General features: G+C 58.2%; 14 protein-coding genes. 2 read left to right on the forward strand and 12 right to left on the reverse strand.

All coding sequences use genetic code 11. The features are described 5' to 3' along the window. Positions 1–51 precede the first annotated feature (51 nt). The 9 genes from ACA069_RS15050 to ACA069_RS15090 form a co-directional block, all read right to left on the reverse strand. Entirely contained in the window at positions 52–1,419 is a 1,368-nt protein-coding gene (locus ACA069_RS15050; protein ID WP_187678997.1) for a TolC family outer membrane protein, read from the reverse strand. Positions 1,420–1,421: 2 nt separating this feature from the next. Further along, complete coding sequence (locus ACA069_RS15055; protein WP_187678996.1) at positions 1,422–2,771, reverse strand: HlyD family type I secretion periplasmic adaptor subunit; 1,350 nt, start codon at positions 2,769–2,771, stop codon at positions 1,422–1,424. Beyond that, positions 2,768–4,546 (reverse strand): type I secretion system permease/ATPase, encoded by a 1,779-nt coding sequence (locus ACA069_RS15060; RefSeq protein ID WP_497614059.1) that lies wholly within the window; start codon positions 4,544–4,546, stop codon positions 2,768–2,770. The genes ACA069_RS15055 and ACA069_RS15060 overlap by 4 nt, the downstream gene beginning before the upstream one ends. A gap of 204 nt (positions 4,547–4,750) precedes the next feature. Then, on the reverse strand, positions 4,751–5,179 hold the full coding sequence (locus ACA069_RS15065) for an AprI/Inh family metalloprotease inhibitor (RefSeq protein WP_489879582.1): 429 nt from the start codon (positions 5,177–5,179) through the stop codon (positions 4,751–4,753). Between the two features lie 92 nt (positions 5,180–5,271). Beyond that, complete coding sequence (locus tag ACA069_RS15070; RefSeq protein WP_489879581.1) at positions 5,272–6,738, reverse strand: serralysin family metalloprotease; 1,467 nt, start codon at positions 6,736–6,738, stop codon at positions 5,272–5,274. A gap of 401 nt (positions 6,739–7,139) precedes the next feature. Next, on the reverse strand, positions 7,140–8,225 hold the full coding sequence (locus ACA069_RS15075; protein ID WP_187678992.1) for a polyamine ABC transporter substrate-binding protein: 1,086 nt from the start codon (positions 8,223–8,225) through the stop codon (positions 7,140–7,142). Positions 8,226–8,280: 55 nt separating this feature from the next. Next, a complete protein-coding gene (locus tag ACA069_RS15080) occupies positions 8,281–8,625 on the reverse strand; it encodes a cupin domain-containing protein (RefSeq protein WP_187678991.1) in 345 nt (114 codons plus the stop codon). A gap of 54 nt (positions 8,626–8,679) precedes the next feature. After that, entirely contained in the window at positions 8,680–10,086 is a 1,407-nt protein-coding gene (locus ACA069_RS15085; protein ID WP_401264017.1) for an NAD(P)/FAD-dependent oxidoreductase, read from the reverse strand. 52 nt (positions 10,087–10,138) lie between these two features. Then, positions 10,139–10,954, reverse strand: a complete 816-nt coding sequence (locus ACA069_RS15090; RefSeq protein ID WP_497614063.1) for an AraC family transcriptional regulator — start codon at positions 10,952–10,954, stop codon at positions 10,139–10,141. Positions 10,955–11,218: 264 nt separating this feature from the next. Between ACA069_RS15090 and ACA069_RS15095 the strand changes: the two genes are divergently transcribed. After that, complete coding sequence (locus tag ACA069_RS15095; protein WP_187678988.1) at positions 11,219–11,491, forward strand: DUF1652 domain-containing protein; 273 nt, start codon at positions 11,219–11,221, stop codon at positions 11,489–11,491. Positions 11,492–11,541: 50 nt separating this feature from the next. On the opposite strand, the gene ACA069_RS15100 is transcribed toward ACA069_RS15095, so the two are convergent. After that, the gene (locus tag ACA069_RS15100; RefSeq protein ID WP_497614065.1) at positions 11,542–14,016 is read right to left on the reverse strand and encodes a UvrD-helicase domain-containing protein; all 2,475 of its coding nucleotides are present in this window, start codon (positions 14,014–14,016) and stop codon (positions 11,542–11,544) included. Between the two features lie 277 nt (positions 14,017–14,293). Between ACA069_RS15100 and ACA069_RS15105 the strand changes: the two genes are divergently transcribed. Beyond that, complete coding sequence (locus tag ACA069_RS15105) at positions 14,294–14,989, forward strand: pirin family protein (RefSeq protein ID WP_187678986.1); 696 nt, start codon at positions 14,294–14,296, stop codon at positions 14,987–14,989. Positions 14,990–15,062: 73 nt separating this feature from the next. Here ACA069_RS15105 and pgm read toward each other — a convergent pair whose 3' ends face one another. Both pgm and ACA069_RS15115 read right to left on the reverse strand, forming a co-directional pair. Next, entirely contained in the window at positions 15,063–16,709 is a 1,647-nt protein-coding gene (pgm, locus tag ACA069_RS15110) for a phosphoglucomutase (alpha-D-glucose-1,6-bisphosphate-dependent) (protein ID WP_497614067.1), read from the reverse strand. Positions 16,710–16,814: 105 nt separating this feature from the next. Further along, a complete protein-coding gene (locus ACA069_RS15115) occupies positions 16,815–18,218 on the reverse strand; it encodes an aminotransferase-like domain-containing protein (protein ID WP_497614069.1) in 1,404 nt (467 codons plus the stop codon). Positions 18,219–18,226: the final 8 nt, after the last annotated feature.

Below are 18,226 nucleotides of genomic sequence, written 5' to 3' on the forward strand. Positions count from 1 at the left end.
ACAAAGTCAAAAGATCGCAGCCTTCGGCAGCGCCTACAGGGATTTGCGGTGTTATCGGGTTTTCGGGCCTTGTCCGAAGGCCTCATCCACCCGCGCCAGATCCTGTTCGTTCAAGGTGCCGGCGTAGTAATGCAACTTGGTCCAGGCCATCAAATAGTCGTACCGCGCCTGTGCCAGATCGCGGCGGGTGGTGAACAACTGCTGCTCGGCGTTTAACGCATCGAGATTGGTCCGTTCACCGCCGAGAATGCTCTGCTTGGTCGAAACCACCAGCGCTTCCGCCGAGGTGAGGGCTTTCTGGTAGGCGCGTAATTTATTCACTCCGGACAGGCAGGCGCTGAACTGACGACGCAGTTCAATCAGCGTCTCGCGGGTCTTGCCATCCAGTTCGTACTCGGCCTGTTCCATGCTGCGGCTGGCCTGACGCGTCGAGGCCGACACCCCGCCGCCGGCATACAACGGCACGCTGACTTCCAGGCCGATGGTGTTGGTTTCGTAGCGCTGGTTGTAGGTGTTGCCGCTTTCCGATTCGTTCTGCCGCATTGAGGCATAGGCGTTGATTTTCGGCAGATGCCCGGCACGGTTGCGCTCTACCTCGTACCGCGCCACTTCCACGGCCTGACGTTGGGAGGCCAGGTTCGGGTTATTGCTGATCGCCATTTCGTGCCAGGTGTCGAAATTGGCCGGCATCAGCGCGAAGGTCTGGAAATTCTGATCCAGCGGCGCCAGATCGCTGATGTCCACGAAAGGTGCGCCAACCAGTGCGCCCAGTTCACGCAGCGCGGCATCCTGTTCGTTGCGCGCTTCGATCTCCTCAGCGGTCGCCAGCTCATAACGCGACTCGGCTTCGAGAATGTCGGTGCGCGTGCCTTCGCCCTGCTTGAACATGTGCTCGTTCTGCTGGAACTGCTGTTCGTAGGCCTTCTTCTTCGCTTGGGCGATATCGATCTGATCCTGGGCAAACAAGGCTTTGGTGTAGTTATCCAGCACCCGTACCAACAGTTCCTGGCTCTTGCCGCGAAAGTTCTCGTCAGCGAACAACGACTGCGCCACGCCCTTGCGATATGCCGCATAGGCTTCGTAATCGAGCAACGGTTGTTGCAGCGTCAGGGCCGAGCCGTAACTGCTGTAATTGCGCTCGTCCGTACGATTGCGCGCTCGTTCATCGAGGGACGTGGCCTTCGACGTATTGCGGCCCTTGTTATAGGTGTAACCGATTCGCGGCAGCAGCCCGGCGCGGCCAATGGCGCGGTTCTCCAGGCCGGCGTCACGCTCCTTGATCGCACCGAGGAACACCGGATCATTGCGCAACGCCTGTTCGTAGATCTCGAACGGCCCCATCGCCGCCACTGCCGAGTGACTCGCGAGCAGCATCAATGCCGCCCCGAGCATGGAAAGCTTATTCATACAGCCGGACATCCTTATTCTTCGGTCAACGCAGAGCCGGCCCGGTCGAGCAGCGGTTTGAACAGATAGTTGAGGAGTGAACGTTCACCGGTGCGCACAAACATTTCTGCCGGCATGCCGGGCTTGATCACCAGACCATTGAGCTTTTCCATGGCCTGATCGCTGACGCTGCTGCGCAACACGTAGTAAGGCACGCCGGTTTTCTCATCGACCATCTGGTCGGCGGAAATCAGGCTGACTTCACCGGGTACACGCGGCGTTTTACTCTGGTTGAACGCGGTAAACAGGATGTCGACCGGCAGGTGCGTGCCAACCTTGTCGATCAGGTTGATCGGCAAATGTCCTTCCACTTCCAGGGTGGTGCCTTGCGGAACGATCTCCAGCAGGGTCTCGCCCTGACGCACCACCGCGCCTTCGGTATGCACGCCCAGATTGACCGCCACGCCATCCGCCGTGGCGACGATTTCGCTGTGTTGCAGATCGAAACCGGCGGAGGTCAATTGTTCGGACAGAGTGACGCTTTTCAACTGCGCGTCGGCCAGTTGCGTGCGGACTTCCTTCTGATATTCCTCGCTGTGCTGTTGCAGTTTCAGGCGCGATTCGAGGATGCCCTGCTCCACGCGACCGCTTTCACCGGTGTTTTCCGCCAGTTGCTGCTGCACTTGCGACAGTTGGCGCTGATATTCCATCAAGCGGTTGCGCGGGATGTAGCCGTTGTCGGCCAGTGGTTGCAGGTTGCTCAACTGTTGTTGCAGCGAGTCCGCCTGTGCATTGAGGTCAGTGCGCGCGCGGCGCATACCGGCCAGTTGCGCAGTGGCGCCTTCGATGCTGGCGCGCAATCCGGCCTGCTCGCGATAGAACGCTTCGCGGCGGCTGCTGAACAACTGACGCTGACCTTCAAGGACCAACGCCAGACGCGGGTCCGGGTCGTTGCTCAACTCGGCCGGAAAGGTCACTTGCTTGAGGTTGTCACGCTCGGCCTGCCAGCGCGCCAGACTGGCCCAGGCCATGCGGTATTGCGCTTGAAGCGATTGCACATCGGCGGCGACTTGCGTCTGGTCGAGGCGAAACAGCGGTTGCCCCTGTTTCACGATTTCGCCTTCGCGCACCAGAATCCGGCTGACAACGCCGCTGCTCATCGACTGCACCGCTTTACGTTTGCCCGAGACCACCACAGTACCCTGCACCGGAATGCCCTGATCCAGCGGCGCCAGAGCCGCCCAGGTGAAGAAACTGCCGGCGCCGACAATCGCCAGAATCCAGCCCATACGCGCAAAGAACTTCGCATCGCGTTCCGGGCGTTCGGTAATGTACGCGTGTTCCATGCTCGCTTCGTTTTCAGTGTTCATGCTGACGCTGCTCATACACCCGAATTCCTTGTCGTGGGCTGGTACTGCCGACTCATGCTGAGCCCGCCCGGTGCTTGCGCAGTTTTCTCGCGAGGTTGTTCATTGGCGGCGCCAGACAGCGCCTTGAGCACGTCCTGACTGGCGCCAAAGGCTTGCAAACGCCCGTCGTTGAGCACCAGCAGCTTGTCGGCCTGGGCCAGCACCGAAGAACGATGCGTCACCAAAACAACGGTGGTGCCTTGGGCCTTGAGCTGGGCGATGGCGCTGGCCAATGCCGCTTCACCGACGGTGTCGAGGTTGGAGTTGGGTTCATCCAGCACCACCAGACTTGGCATGCCGTACATCGCGCGAGCCAGTGCCACGCGCTGCTTCTGACCGCCGGACAGGCCGCTGCCGTCCTCACCCAGTTGCGTGTCGTAGCCTTGCGGCAGGCGCAGGATCATTTCGTGGACACCCGCCTGTTGCGCAGCGGCCACGACTTTCTGAGCATCGGCCTCGCTGAAACGCGCAATGTTCTCAGCAATGCTGCCGCTGAACAGTTCGATGTCTTGCGGCAAGTAGCCAATGTACGGACCGAGTTGGTCGCGATTCCAGCGATGGATATCCGCGCCGTCCAGTCGCACCGTGCCACCCAGTGTCGGCCACACGCCGACCAGTACACGGGCCAGCGTCGACTTGCCGGAGCCGGACGCACCCAGTACACCCAGCACTTCACCAGCGCCAAGGTTGAAGTTGACCATATGCAACGTCGCGGCACGCTGCCCCGGCGGGCCGGCGCTGACTTGCTCGAAGGTGATCTGGCCTTTCGGCGCCGGCAGCGACATGGCGTCATCACTTGGCGGGAAGGCTTGCAACAATGCGTCGAGACGCCGGTAAGCCAGCTTCGCCCCGCTCCACTGTTTCCACACGGCAATCAATTGGTCGATCGGACTCAGCACGCGGCCCATCAGGATCGAACCTGCGATCATCATCCCGGCAGTCATGTCGCCCTTGATGACCAACAACGCGCCCAGGCCAAGCACCAGCGATTGCAGGCATAAACGCAAGGTTTTACTCAGAGAACTGATCACGGCGCCGGTGTCGCTGGCCTGATTCTGCAGACCGAGAAAGCGCGAATGCACCTGGAACCAGCGTTTGCGCAGCGAACCGAGCATGCCCATCGCCTGAATGGTCTCGGCGTTGTGAAGGTGACTGGTGGCCAACTGGCTGGACTTCTGCGAAAAACCGGCGGCTTCGCCCAACGGCTTTTTGGTCATGTATTCGTTGAGGCAGGCCAATGCGATCAGCAGCAGCGCACCCGCAGTGGCGAGTACACCGAGCCAGACGTTGAACAGGTAAATCACAAACAGGTACACCGGGAACCAGGGCGCATCGAAAAACGCGAACAACGCAGGCCCGGTGACGAATTGGCGAATGTGAGTCAGGTCGCCCAGCGACTGGCCGGCGTTGCCTTCGCCCTTGAACAGGTTGCGTTCGAACGCCGCCTGATAGACCCGCAGGTTGAAACGGCGCTCCAGTTGGCTGCCGATACGGATCACGATAAAGCTGCGCACCACTTCCAGCAGGCCGATGAAAGCGAAGAAACCGACGACCATCAGCGACAGCATCACCAGAGTGGTTTCGTTCTGCGACGACAGCACCCGGTCATAGACCTGGAGCATATAGATGGAGGGCACCAGCATCAGCACGTTAATCAGTGCGGTAAAGCAGCCGACGCTGATCAGAATGCTTTTATAGTCACCCAATGCCTTGAATAAGGGAGCGGTGGCTGGGGCCTTCGCCATCTTCATTGATTCTTCCTGGTCAATATCTCTCGCCAACTCTGGGCGAGACTTGAATTAGTTATCCGCGCGATGCCGGAACTTGCTTTTCAGGTGGCCGCTTACACTTTCATAACAACTTCCGTTATCTATTACGGTGCAGTTGCCATAAAAGAGCCTGCTTATAACCACGCAGCAGGGCCTTATATTAAAACTCTGTCAGCTACTTGATCATCACGACGATTGCGCAGTGCGTTGAAGTGTAATGACCAGGCCTGATTTCAAAGTCGTCAGGTAAAGCCCATCACGTTGTCGGCTGAAGAACTGAATTCTTGAGCCCTCCTTGCCGGTAATCGACAAACCGTCAGGATCCGGAAACCAACCGATCGGCACTTCCTCAAGCCATGCGCCCAGGCAGTCGGCGCCCTTGCCCAGCGTCTTGTTTGAAGCCAGTTCCACAAGGCAGGTATTCGAAGGCTTGTCTTGCATTTTTTGTGCTTCGGGCGAGTCGCCCCGAGCCGACAAGGTCGCCTGCCACTGACCGGCGAATACCGAGGGTTCTTCGAGTCTCAGGCTGCTTGCCATGCTTGTTTCTCCAGAAATCATAATCAGCGTTGCCATCAGCCACGCCAGCGTCTTGTAGGTAAAAGCGTTTCGACTCATAGGACATTTCACTCCGATGCCTAGCCTTGCCTACCGGGCAGGACGATGCAAGCGAGAAAGCGGCGCATCACGCGCCGCTCTCCTGTTTCACATCAAGCCGCGATGTCGCTGGTTATTGCCTGGCCAACGGTGCTGACCTGGAAGTCGGCCACGCCGTGCCCGGAGAAATCCACCGAGAGCAGGCTGTTGCCGCCCGACGAAGTCAGAACCGCATCGCCGGCTGCACCGGTGAAGCTGCTGACAAAGTGCAGGCCGGCGCCTTTGGTGATACCGGTCAGGTCGATTTTGTCGAGACCGCTGACAAAATCGAGGATCTGATCGATCGCACCCGGCTTGGAGTCCGAGCTGGCCGCGAACACAAACGTGTCCGAACCGGCGCCGCCCAACAGCTTGTCGGCACCGCCAGCGCCCCAGAGGATGTCGTTGCCGGCACCGCCCTTGAGCTCGTTGGCCACGCTGTTGCCGATCAGCAGATCGTTGCCCGAACCGCCGATGGCGTTCTCGATGATCGCGCCCTTGGCGATGGACACGTTGCCCACCAGGCCGCCCACGTCGGAGAACGAAGCGTCATTGAGGTTGATCTTCTGGTTCTGGGTGAAACCCGAGAAGTCCAGAGTGTCCTTGCCGCCCGCATCCCACACCGAGAACACCACTTTGTCACTCGACGACGAAGCGCTGAGGAAATCGCGACCGGTGTTGGAGTTGAAGCCGTAGGTGGTGTCACCGGTACGGGTGGTGGTGTTGGCACCGTAAAGCTTCTGGATCGCAGCGATATCGTCCATCAGCGGGCCGGAGGAATAGGCTTCTACGCCGCCCTTGCTGAAGTTCTGATTGGTGTTGCTCTCGCTCCAGTAACTCATGACGCTGTAGCCGCGGGTGTCTTGCCCGTAGGAAGCGTCGTTGTAAGTCGGGTTGCCATTGCCGGCGTTGTAGTCGCCAGGGTGGGCCAGACCGAGGCTGTGACCGATCTCGTGAGTCAGAGTCTGACGACCGTAGTTGTTCAACTCCGGATTTTTGTTTTGCGTGTAGCCACTGTTGATCAGGTACCACGAGGTGCCGTCGTAGCCGGCGCCGGTGCCTGGCAGATAAGCGAATGCTGCAGCGCCATCCTGACCACCGCTGTAGTTACCGAAGGTCATGTGGCCGTCGCCGCCCGAGGCTTTTTCGGTGAAGGTGACATTGGCCACATCGGCCCAGGATTGCATGGCGAGCTTGGCCTGGGCTTGTTGCTGAACACTGAACTGACTGAACCCGCTGATCCCGTGCTTGTTCATCGTGCTGGACGATGCCGACGTCAGGAACGTGTAGGTAAGTTCAATCTTGCCGCTGCCGTCCTTGTCTTGGTAGGCAGCGCCGTCGCGCAGCAACTGGGTTGCGGCCTGGTCAACGGAGAAGGAGGGTTTGCCATTGACCGTGAGGTTGCCGCCACGATCATATTGATGGCTGAAGCTATTGATCTGGTTGTACGCCGAGCTGGCTGCGGCCAGAGGTTGCGGCGCCGCGGACAGCAGAAAAGCCTGTTCGGCAGTATCAATAGCATTCGATTTAACTTTCGACATAAACACACTTCCTTGTTTAGCAATGGAACAGTTTTTGTCAGATAGCGACAATCTCTGGCGAGATCGTCCTATCACTCGCCCAATGAAGGCGTAAGAAACCTGACACAATTCGAAATCTGTCGTAAAGGATTTTTTTGAGATCGAATCTGGCTGTTCCGGGAAACTCCCGTAAACAATGCGCGCGGGGGGGGCGAAAGAATGTTTTAAAGGGCGGGGCATTGCCTAATTGTCTGACGATTTTCTATTTAAATATTAAATATGGGTAAGTTGCTTTTTGTTGGATACGTCTCACTTTTCTGCACATTATTAGTGCGTGCCAGCGGATTGATATCAATCAATAACAGCCACTTAAAACTCATTGTGGGAGCGAGCAAGCTCGCTCCCACAGGATTTTTGTTGTGTTAGCTACCGGTGCGGATTTTGTTCCATACCCGCGTGCGAATCCGGTCGATATTCAGCGGCATCGCCTCCAGCGCAAACAGCTTGCCCATCATCTCCGGGCTCGGGTAAACCTTGGTGTCGTTCTTGATGGCCGGGTCGATAAGGCTGTCGGATTGTTCGTTGCCATTGGCGTAGTGCACGGAGTTGCTGATGTCCGCCATCACGTCCGGGCGCAGCAGGTAGTTCATGAACGCATAACCGGCCTTCTCGTCCGGTGCGTCGTTGGGCATGGCGACCATGTCGAACCAGATCGCCGCGCCTTCCTTGGGAATTGCGTAGCCGATTTCGATACCGTTCTTCGCTTCTTTGGCGCGGCTCTCGGCTTGCAGGATGTCGCCGGAGAAACCGACGGCCACGCAGATATCACCGTTGGCCAGGTCACTGGTGTATTTGGAGGAATGGAAGTAGCTCACGTACGGCCGCACTTTCATCAGCAGCGCTTCGGCCTTCTTGTAATCCTCGGGATTTTTGCTGTGGTGCGGCAGGCCCAGGTAGTTGAGCGCGGCCGGGAGCAGTTCCGGGCCATTGTCGAGGATGGCTACGCCGCACTTCTGCAGTTTTTCCATGTACTCGGGCTTGAAGATCAGATCCCAGGAATCCACCGGTGCGTCGTCGCCCAGCACCGCTTTGATCTTGGCGACGTTGTAACCGATGCCGGTGCTGCCCCACAGATAAGGAAAACCGTGCTCGTTGCCCGGATCGTTGGTCTGCAAAGCCTTGAGCAGCACCGGATTGAGATTCTTCCAGTTCGGCAACTGGCTCTTGTCGAGCTTCTTCAGCGCCCCACCCTGAATCTGCCGGGCCATGAAGTGGTTGGACGGGAACACCACGTCATAACCTGAGTTGCCGGTCATCAACTTGCCGTCGAGAGTTTCGTTGCTGTCGTACACGTCATAGGTGACGCCGATGCCGGTTTCTTTCTGAAAATTCTTGGTGGTGTCCGGCGCAATGTAGCTGGACCAGTTGTAGACCTTTACCGTGTCGGCGGCGTGACTGATGGAGGCGACCAGCAGCAGCGGCGCCAGGGCGAGGGTTTTCTGGATCATGGGTCGATTCCTGTAGAGGCTATTGTTGTTGGCAGGCAATCAAAGGATCAAACAATCAGAAAATCAGTACGTAGGTCTTGCGCACGGTCTCGTGGATATCCCAGATACCGAGCGTGTTGGCCGGCAACATCAGTGCATCGCCGCCTTGTATATGCAGGGTTTCGCCGCCGTCATCCGGGGTGAACGTGCAGCGCCCGGAGATGAAGTGACAGAACTCCTGAGCGGTAATCTGCCGGCGCCAACGCCCGGGCGTGCACTCCCAGACGCCGGTTTCGACGCCGTCTTCACGCTCGACGCTGGTGGTCGAGGCAATGGCGATCGGTTCGCCGAGCGGTACGGCCACCGGATTGGATTCTTCCAGTTGGAGCGTGGCGGTGTTTTTGAACTGGGTGATGCTCATGGCGTTACCTGTCTTGGGGCTTTCTTGGTGGCTTTTTTTGGATTGCGTTGACGCTCAGTGCATGAAACCTTCCATGAAACCGGCCACCTGACTGGCGAGCTTGCGCCGCCATGGCGCGGTCGCCGGGTTGGCCAGGGTCTGGTCTTCGTGGACGAAGCTTTTGATGATCGCGTTGTAGCCGAGCCAGCGGCACGGCTCCGGCTCCCACGCACGTAGCGCGTGAATTCCGCCATCCGGCAGCACCCACGGCTGTTTAACCAATTCGCTGTCGCGTTCCAGAATCAGATCCGCCAGAGTGCGGCCACCGAGATTGCTGGCCCCGACACCCTCCCCGCCATAGCCGCCGGACAGCGCAATGCCGTTGGCCCGATCGCAGAGCATGTGCGGCTTGAAATGCCGGGACATGCCAAGATTGCCGCCCCAGGCGTGGGTGATCTGTACGTTTTTCAGTTGCGGGAACAGCTCACCGAACAAGTAGCGACGCAGTTCGACCTCATCGCGGGTCAGGTCAAAGTTGTGGCGCAGCTTGCCGGCAAACTGATAGCCGCCACGGGCGCCGAAGATCAAACGGTTGTCGGCACTGCGCTGGCCATACGTCACCTGGCGACTGAACTCGCTGAAGGCCTGGCCGCGACTGAGGCCGATCTCGTCCCAGGTCGCGGCGGACAACGGCTCGGTGGCGACGATCAGGCTTTGCACCGGCAACTGATAGCGCCCCAGCGGCGGCAATGTCACCGCATACCCTTCAACCGCCGGCACGATCCAGCGACTGCGCACACTGGCCTTGGCCGTGCGCACGCTACCCGACTGCCAGTGCGTGACAGGGCTGTTTTCGTAAATTCTCACGCCCATGTTCTGCACGGTGCGCGCAAGGCCTCGAACCAGTTTGGCCGGGTGGATGGTCGCCACGTGTGGCGCATAAATGCCGCCGTACGGTTTGGCGATGCGGATCTGCTGCGCCAGTTGCTCTGGGCTGAGCCAGCGGTAGTCGTTGTCGGTCAGGCCTTGGGCGTGCAGGCTGGCGAGGTATTCACGCAGACTGGCTTCCTGCTCCGGGTAACGCGCGGCGCAGTACAAAACGCCGCCCTTGCGGTAATCGCAGTCAATGCCTTCGCGTTCGAGGACAACTTCCACTTCATCGGGGATGCTGTGCAGCAGATCGAACGAGGCGCGACGCTGCTCTGGCGACAAACCGGCCAGCAGACGATCTTCACCGAGCAGATTGCCCATCAGCCAACCGCCGTTGCGGCCGGACGCGCCGAACCCGGCGGTTTGCGCCTCAATGATCGCGATGTCCAGGTCCGGGGCCTGTTTCTTCAGGTAGTACGCCGTCCACAGCCCGGTGTAACCGGCGCCGATGATCGCCACGTCGACGTCCAGATCCCGTTCAAGCTCCGGCCGCGCGATCAGCGGCTCGTCGAGTTGATCCATCCACAAACTGATAGTGCGCCACGCCGGCATGCAAGACTCCGCCACTGAAAACCTTCGATGGCGTCGATCCTAGTGCGCAAGCTCAGAGGATGTCTTGCGCGCGTGTCCGCAAAGAAATTTGTTTGACGTAAGCCTTGGGCGACTGACCGGTGTGCTGCCGGAAACAGCTGTAGAACGCCGATAGCGAGTTGAATCCGGCCGCAAAGGCCAGCTCATCGATACGCACTGGCGGCGTGGCGGCGTCCAGGGATTTGAGCAAATGCTGTAACCGTGCCTGATTGACGTAGCGATAAAAGCTTTGCCCAAGCACTTGATTGAGCAGGTAGGAAATCTGGTTACGGCTGTATCCGCACTCCTTCGCCACCCGTTGCAGATCAAGCTCAGGATCAAGATACGGCTGTTGCCGTTCGAAATATTGCTGCAGATCGTCAGCCATGAAGCTCAGTTGGCGCGGAGAAAGTCCCAATCGACTGACGGCCGGACGCTGGCTCGGCGTTGTCTTGTCACTGGTTTGCCCACGCACCAGTGAGGCGTACTCGTTGACACGCCAGATCAAACCGTCCCTGACCGTGATCGCCTCACTGGAACGGAACGACACCAGACCGTCGCCACCGCGCAAGGTCACTTCGTATTGAATGAACGCTGTGTTGCCGTCGACACGGATCCGGTCGCAATGCTCCAGCGCTTCGTCGAATTCCCGCGGCATGCTGACGCGCACATACTCGCGCAACTCGTCGAGGCCCAGTACGCGGTTCTGGAAAAAATCGTTGTACTGGATATCCGGGTGATACAGCGCCATGACACTGTCCAGCTCGCGGTGTTTCCAGCTCAAATGGTAGCGCATGACCGTGGCAGCTGTGGCCTTGGTCTGTTCTGGGCCGTCGTCGTCGGCGTGCATAAGGAGCTCGGCGAAAAAGAACCGAGCTTGCCCAAGTTCGGCACGTGCATCAATGGCTAATCTGCAGTGGCACTGCGGCGATGATCGCGTAGGCCATGACCTACATCAAAAGATGCGAAGCAATCGCAAAATGAACTGAAAACTCTCACAGAAATTTCACATCGAGATGCTACTTTTAATGGCAAGTCACCGGTTGAGCCAATGAAGGCTCTTCCCACCTAACATGAGCAAACGGAAGCGCTCGATGAAGAAGGCGGGCAACATATGAATAAAGGTTCAAGCAAAGTCACATTCCCCAATGCCTGCCAGCTGATGCGCTGGCATTTTCATCCCATGGGTTTCGAGGCGACGATGGATGCGCCCGGCAGCATGATTGCCCGTCTGTTTGATCGCGCCAGCGGCGAAACCATGATCGCCATTGCTGGCATCCCGTGTGCCACGGTGATGAATGCGGCCGATGTCGAGCGAATTATCGAGGCTGTGGAGGATGAGCTTGAGACTTTCATTCCTCCAGAATCTCTCAGGAGTTATGCATAACCTCTTGATTTACAAAAAAGCCCGCACAGTTTGCGGGCTTTTTTTGTGGCTCATGCGGTGGACTTTTCCGTTCGATGATCGAGGAAGAACGGCTTGTCCTTCACCACCCGATCAGACGCCCGGGGCATATTCACCGCTTGCACTTCTTGCGGCTCGACATACCAGTAGCAATGGCTGACTGCCCTCGTAATCCCGACGTAGGCCAGGCGCAGGATTTCATCCTTTTGCGCAGTATCGTATGGCTCGCTGTCGCCATTTTTGCCCAGACCAGCCATGCGATACACCTGATTCTTGTACGGCGAACTGGTCAGGTGCTGGCAGTCTCCGAGCAGAAACACCGCATCTGCCTGCAAGCCTTTGGCGCTGTGATAAGTCAGCTGTTTGAGTCTTCTGGCTTCGTACGGCAAGCTCGAATCAACATTAACTACCGACTGAATATGCTCTTCAATCAACAACTTATCGCTGCTTTTTCGATAAAGCATCAGGATTGAATGGCCCTGTCGATAGTGTTCGGCAAGGCGTTGCCCCAAGGCTTGATCGTCACGCTCCAGCACGTTGACTGGCTGCAAAACCTTGGGTTCGCCACTGGCCTTGGCTTTCTTGCCGGGGATCGCCGGCGCAGCGCGAACGATGTGTTCAGCCGCATCGATGATGTGCTGATGACTTCGATAGTTGTCGCTGAGCATTACCCGTGTGGTGCTCGGAGAGGGGAATTCCTTGTTGAACTCCATGAAATAGCTTGGTGAACTGCCGCGCCAGCCATAAATCGACTGCCAATCATCGCCGACACAGAGCAGCGATGAACGCTGCGCGCCCCGCCCGACATGCATCGCGGGGCCACGACTGCGGATTTCGTTGAGGCTTGCGCGGATCCATGAAACGATCTGCGGCGAAACGTCCTGAAATTCATCGATCATCAGGTGCGCCATCGGCCGGAGCAATTCATCGCTGAGCAGCTTGAGGTTCTCTGGCGAGTGCTCACTGAACAGCGCGAACATGCGATTGTAGGTCATGATCGGCGGCTTCTGGTCGAGCAGATGATCTTCCAGAGCACGCCAGAACAGGCTCAGCGCCTCGAAGAAAAACCGGTCCGGATCGTCCTTGGCGAAGCTCATACGTCCGACAGCGTCAGGCACATCCAGTCCCAGGTTCTCGATGAAGCCTGCTGCTGCAACGAAACAGTCGAGCAAAGGCGCGGAGGCCAGTTCGCCTTTGACTTTGTAATCGAAGCCCGGACCGGCGCTGGCATCCGCCGCCAATGTCGCGAGCACGCGCTTGGCCGACTCGTAACTATCTATCCAAATCAATGGCTTACGACAGAAAGCTTGAAACAGGGTGCGCTTGACCGCCCACTCTGCGCGAACGGAGAGCTTGGCATTGGGCCGGCTGAGCTGTGGGTTTTCCCGTGGATCGAAACCGAGCACCACCCAGGCGTCGAGGCTTGGGATATAGCCATGGCAATGGAATTTCGCCCCGTTGATTTCGAAAGTCTGACGGTTTGGTTCGATGCCTTTGATGGGCCAGGCACCCGCACGAAACCACAAATCTTCAATGACATCGCAGAGTTCTTCGTCGCGTTTGGCCGCCAGCTCGGTGACAGCCATACGCTTTTGCACATCCGGGTGATCGCGCTCCAGCTCTCTGAGCTGCAAGCCCGCCTTGGCCATAGGCTGAATCAACTGGCGGAAACGCTCGTCCTGGCTGAATAAGCGGTGGTAGCAGGCGTTCAGCTGCTGGCGCTGAGCATCGTTGATGCGCAGGTCGAATGGATTGCTGTCGACCTCCTCGTCAGCGCCCTGCGCGCGATGGCTGAGGTTCTCGAATGCCTGCAAACGTTCGAATCCCGGCAGGCTGCGCACCATCGGCAGAATGCGCGAGTGAAAGGTTCGCACCAGTTCCCGCGCCTGTTTCAAGCTCAATACTTGACCCCAAAGCGCAAAAATCTCGATCAGTTTGTTGATGAAGTCCTTGCGCGACTCGCGGGTGAAGGTCACTACGGTCATCGAATCGATTTCAAAGCCGAGATACTGGGTCAGCAGCAGAATGCGCAGCACCAGCGTGGTCGACTTGCCCGCTCCGGCACCAGCAACCACGGAAGTTGACGGTGTCTCGCTGAAAATCATCTTCCATTGCGCGGCACTCGGCTGAGCGTGTTCCGGCAACAATCTAGCGACATCGGCCTTGATGCGTTTCTTCAGCTCGGCGGTGAGTGGCAGGCGCCAATCGTCGAACAAGTGATTGTCGACGCTCGGCGGACGATGATCGGTGCTGCGACTGTCGCGGATCAGCAACACTTGCCGGCCTTCCTCCAGCCCCTCGAGCTTGCCCTCTTTAAAGCCGTACTCGACGCCCGCAGTGTGACCGCTGCGAAAGCCGTCAGCCTGGCCGTGCAGCCATGACGCACGGTGCTGAGCCCGCAACCGAGTCAAACCATGACCAAAGAAACGTGCGGCCAGGCGCTTGAACCAAGGCATCTCAGCCAGCGGACGGAGTTCAGGAGGAAGATCGGGGGTGTGTTGCGCCACGCTAATGGGCTCCAGTGGGTAAGGCTGTTGCGGCTATGGTGTCTTTATTTACCGTTGAGTTCTAGCGAAATGCTTACGCGTCATTGGTTTAGGCGATGAATTGAAGGTGAGATGAAACGGTTTCGACGCCCTCTTCTATCAATTTATCCGATGATAATGCCGCATTTTTTACGCTTTTTATCGATGATTGACTGATAGATGATCGCCGTCATAAACCACCGGTCTTGCGCCGGGTGCGGCTCTCTCGCCCCGCGACAAACCTTTTGAGGAGACGATCATGCTTGAACTCAGACCTTTCAGCTCGCTGGGCGGCGCCCATCATGGCTGGCTGGATGCCCATCACCATTTTTCGTTCGCCGAATACTACGATCCGCAACGCATGAGCTGGGGCAATCTGCGGGTGTGGAATGACGACGTGATTGCCGCAGGCACCGGTTTCCCGCAGCACCCGCATCGCGACATGGAAATCATCACCTATGTACGTGAAGGTGCGATCACCCACCAGGACAATCTGGGCAACAAGGGCCGCACCGAGGCTGGCGACGTGCAAGTGATGAGTGCCGGCACCGGCATCGCGCACAGTGAATACAATCTGGAAGCCGCAGACACGAAAATCTTCCAGATCTGGATTCTGCCCACTGAAACCGGCGCGCCGCCGTCATGGGGCGCGAAACCCTTCCCGAAAGGCCAGCGTGAAGGCTTTGTAACGCTTGCCAGCGGTAAGGATGGCGATGATCAAAGCCTGCGAATTCGCGCCGATGCACGCTTGGTCGCGGCGAACATCAAGGCTGGGGAAACAGCTGAATATCGCCTCGACGAAGGGCGCCGGGCTTATCTGGTGCCGGCCACTGGCGTAATTGAAGTCAACGGCCTGCGTGCGCAAGCGCGCGACGGTGTGGCGGTGGCGCATGAACAGGTGCTGACGGTTACGGCGATTGAAGACAGTGAGATCGTGTTGGTGGATCTGGCTTGAGTGCTTGAATTGCAGGCTTAAAAAAGGGCAACCGCGAGGGTTGCCCTTTTTTATGCTGCGATTTCAAGGAGCATCACTTGCTGGAGATAGCACCATCCACCAGGGTCTGCGCCTCGGCCACCAATTGCTTGAGGTGGTCGTCGCCGATGAAGCTTTCGGCGTAGATTTTGTAAATGTCTTCGGTGCCAGACGGACGTGCGGCGAACCAGCCGTTTTCGGTCATTACCTTCAAGCCGCCAATGGCCTGATCGTTGCCCGGCGCGTGGCTGAGAATGCTCTGAATCTTCTCGCCTGCCAGTTCTGTCGAGGTCACCTGCGTTGGCGACAGCTTGCTCAGCAGTGCTTTCTGCTCCGGATTGGCCTTGGCGTCGACGCGCACCGAGAACGGCTCGCCCAGTTCTTCGGTCAACGCGCGATAAGCCTGGCTTGGATCGCGGCCGGTACGAGCAGTCATTTCTGCAGCAAGCAATGCCGGAATCAGACCGTCCTTGTCGGTACTCCATACGCCGCCGTCCTTGCGCAGGAACGAGGCGCCGGCACTTTCTTCGCCACCAAAACCCAGCGAACCGTCGAAGAGGCCGTCAGCGAACCATTTGAAACCGACCGGTACTTCATACAGACGACGACCCAGACGCTTTGCGACGCGGTCGATCAAACCGCTGCTGACCACGGTTTTACCCACGCCAGCATCGGCACGCCATTGCGGACGGTTCTGGAACAGGTAATCGATGGACACCGCCAGATAGTTGTTTGGCGCAAGCAGGCCACCCGACGGCGTGACGATGCCGTGGCGGTCGTGATCCGGGTCGCAGGCAAACGCCACGTCGAAACGCTCTTTCAGACCGATCAGGCCTTGCATCGCGTGGCTGGACGACGGGTCCATTCGAATCTGGCCGTCCCAGTCAACGGTCATGAAACGGAAGGTCGAATCGACTTGCTTGTTCACTACGTCCAGATCCAGACGGTAGTGCTCGGCGATGGCCGACCAGTAGCGCACCCCTGCTCCGCCCAAAGGATCGACACCCAGATGCAGTTTGGCATCACGAATGGCGTCGAAATCGATCACGTTGATCAGATCGGCAACGTAGGTATTCACGTAGTCGTGGCGATGGGTAGTGCTGGCCTTCAGCGCCTGCTCGTAGCTGATGCGTTTCACGCCAGCCAGTTTGTTGACCAGCAATTCATTGGCCTTGGCTTCGATCCACTTGGTGATGTGGGTGTCGGCCGGGCCGCCGTTGGTTGGATTGTATTTGTAGCCACCGCTTTGTGGCGGGTTGTGCGACGGCGTGATGACGATGCCGTCGGCAAGGCCCGAGGTACGGCCGTGGTTGTAGCAGAGAATGGCGTGGGATATGGCAGGCGTCGGCGTATATTCATCGCCTTCGGCGATCATCACGGTCACACCGTTGGCTGCCAAAACCTCCAGCGCACTGGCACCGGCCGGGGTCGACAGTGCATGAGTGTCGATGCCGACAAACAATGGGCCGGTAATCCCTTGGGCTTCCCGGTACAGGCAGATTGCCTGGCTAATGGCCAGAACGTGCCATTCGTTGAAACTCAAGTCGAAGGAACTGCCGCGGTGACCGGAGGTGCCGAACGCCACACGCTGTGTGGAAATGGAAGCGTCAGGTTGGCCGGTGTAATAAGCCGTTACCAGTCGCGGGATGTCGACCAACAATTCTGCCGGTGCCGGTTTGCCCGCAAAAGGACTGATAGTCATGCATGACCTCTGAAATAGAGTGGTTCAGGAATAGAGCGCAGTTTACTGGCAGTTTGACCGCTATGCGAAGGGATCTATCCGGAACTCTTCCGATGTTTTTTAACGTTACTCATCCGGTGCCAACCGCAATGCATCGCCCAGCAGCCCGACGACGCTGACCAGATCGTGATCGCCATGAGTCAATGGGCTCAAGCGCAGATGGTGCGCATGCAAACCCTGCAGGCTGAACAACTCCCCGGGCGCAATGATGATCTGCTGCTTGAGCAGGCGATGGAACACGTTGCCCATGTCCACCGGGCGTAGCGAGCGCGCCCACACCGTCGCCCCGCCCTGCGGCTCGATAATCTGCAACGCATCGCCCAGGCGCTCACGCAACAGCTGAATCAATTGCGTACGGCGCTCCTTGAGCATCCGCCGCAGTATGCACAAATGCTGATCCAGCCGGCCGCCGGCCAACAGCCTGGCGATCGCTTTCTGGCGGATCGGTGATAAACGGAATGCGCGCAACAGGAAATGGCGCTGCAGCTCACTGCGCCAATGGTGCGACAGGACAAATCCGAAAGGCGCTTCTGCACCGATGAATTTCTCGAACGTGGAAAACACCAGCAAACGATCAGGGTCGAGCCAGTCGCGCAGATGCCGAGAGTCGCCCCCTTCATCATCGAGTTCGCTGTAGCAGTCGTTTTCCAGAACCCAGGTGCCATGACACCCGAGCAAATGGGCGATGGCCTGACGATTGGCATGGGGTAACAGGCTCCCCTGAGGCATGCTCAACGCTGAAGACAACAGGATCAACCGCACAGGTTCGCTCTTGAGCAACGACTCCAGCCGTTGGGGATCGATCACTCCACCGGCCAGTAGCGGCAATTCGATAACCCGTACTTCGGCGGCTTCCAGCAGGCGCAAGATTACCCAGTCACACGGCGATTCAACCACCACGGTGGCGCGCCGCAATTGGAGTACAGAAATCAGTATTTCCAACACACCGCGCAGGTCTGCGCCGATATAAACGTCATCCGCATGCCAGAAATTCACCGTTGACGAGGTATAGCGCGCAGCCAGTACGGTGCGCAACTCCAGTTCGCCGCAGGGTTGCACCGCCAATTGTGGCTGGCGCGGATATTGGCGAAGCAGCTCCCGTTCGAGCATCAACAATGGGCTGTCGAGCGGTTGCAGTGAAGCCGGCTCGTCGTCACTCAACACACACATGCCCGGTCGCCTGGCGTTGACGTAGACGGTTTCGAGCAGATCTGTGCCATCACCGGGCAGTTGCATGCTCGGTAGCGCTTGCGCGAAATATCCGGACTTGGCTATCGAATAGACGCGTCCTTCCTTTTCCAGCAGCGAATAAGCGTACTGGACGGTCGAGATGGACACATTCAACCGCTCTGCCAGTTGCCGCAATGAGGGCAAACGCGCCGCCGAGTTGCCTCCCGCTTCGTCGATCAGCAATGTCAGATATCGGTAAACCGCCTGATAAATGAAGTCGTTTTCGCGCAACGCTTTCACGAACCCAC

It is taken from the genome of Pseudomonas sp. LBUM1652 (genome assembly GCF_059716105.1).

What these genes read in the sequence shown, in the direction of transcription:
- ACA069_RS15050 (WP_187678997.1), bottom strand. Translation starts at nt 1,419, where the DNA reads ATGTCCGGCTGTATGAATAAGCTTTCCATGCTCGGGGCGGCATTGATG.
- ACA069_RS15055 (WP_187678996.1), bottom strand. Translation starts at nt 2,771, where the DNA reads ATGAGCAGCGTCAGCATGAACACTGAAAACGAAGCGAGCATGGAACAC.
- ACA069_RS15060 (WP_497614059.1), bottom strand. Translation starts at nt 4,546, where the DNA reads ATGAAGATGGCGAAGGCCCCAGCCACCGCTCCCTTATTCAAGGCATTG.
- ACA069_RS15065 (WP_489879582.1), bottom strand. Translation starts at nt 5,179, where the DNA reads ATGAGTCGAAACGCTTTTACCTACAAGACGCTGGCGTGGCTGATGGCA.
- ACA069_RS15070 (WP_489879581.1), bottom strand. Translation starts at nt 6,738, where the DNA reads ATGTCGAAAGTTAAATCGAATGCTATTGATACTGCCGAACAGGCTTTT.
- ACA069_RS15075 (WP_187678992.1), bottom strand. Translation starts at nt 8,225, where the DNA reads ATGATCCAGAAAACCCTCGCCCTGGCGCCGCTGCTGCTGGTCGCCTCC.
- ACA069_RS15080 (WP_187678991.1), bottom strand. Translation starts at nt 8,625, where the DNA reads ATGAGCATCACCCAGTTCAAAAACACCGCCACGCTCCAACTGGAAGAA.
- ACA069_RS15085 (WP_401264017.1), bottom strand. Translation starts at nt 10,086, where the DNA reads ATGCCGGCGTGGCGCACTATCAGTTTGTGGATGGATCAACTCGACGAG.
- ACA069_RS15090 (WP_497614063.1), bottom strand. Translation starts at nt 10,954, where the DNA reads ATGCACGCCGACGACGACGGCCCAGAACAGACCAAGGCCACAGCTGCC.
- ACA069_RS15095 (WP_187678988.1), top strand. Translation starts at nt 11,219, where the DNA reads ATGAATAAAGGTTCAAGCAAAGTCACATTCCCCAATGCCTGCCAGCTG.
- ACA069_RS15105 (WP_187678986.1), top strand. Translation starts at nt 14,294, where the DNA reads ATGCTTGAACTCAGACCTTTCAGCTCGCTGGGCGGCGCCCATCATGGC.
- pgm (WP_497614067.1), bottom strand. Translation starts at nt 16,709, where the DNA reads ATGACTATCAGTCCTTTTGCGGGCAAACCGGCACCGGCAGAATTGTTG.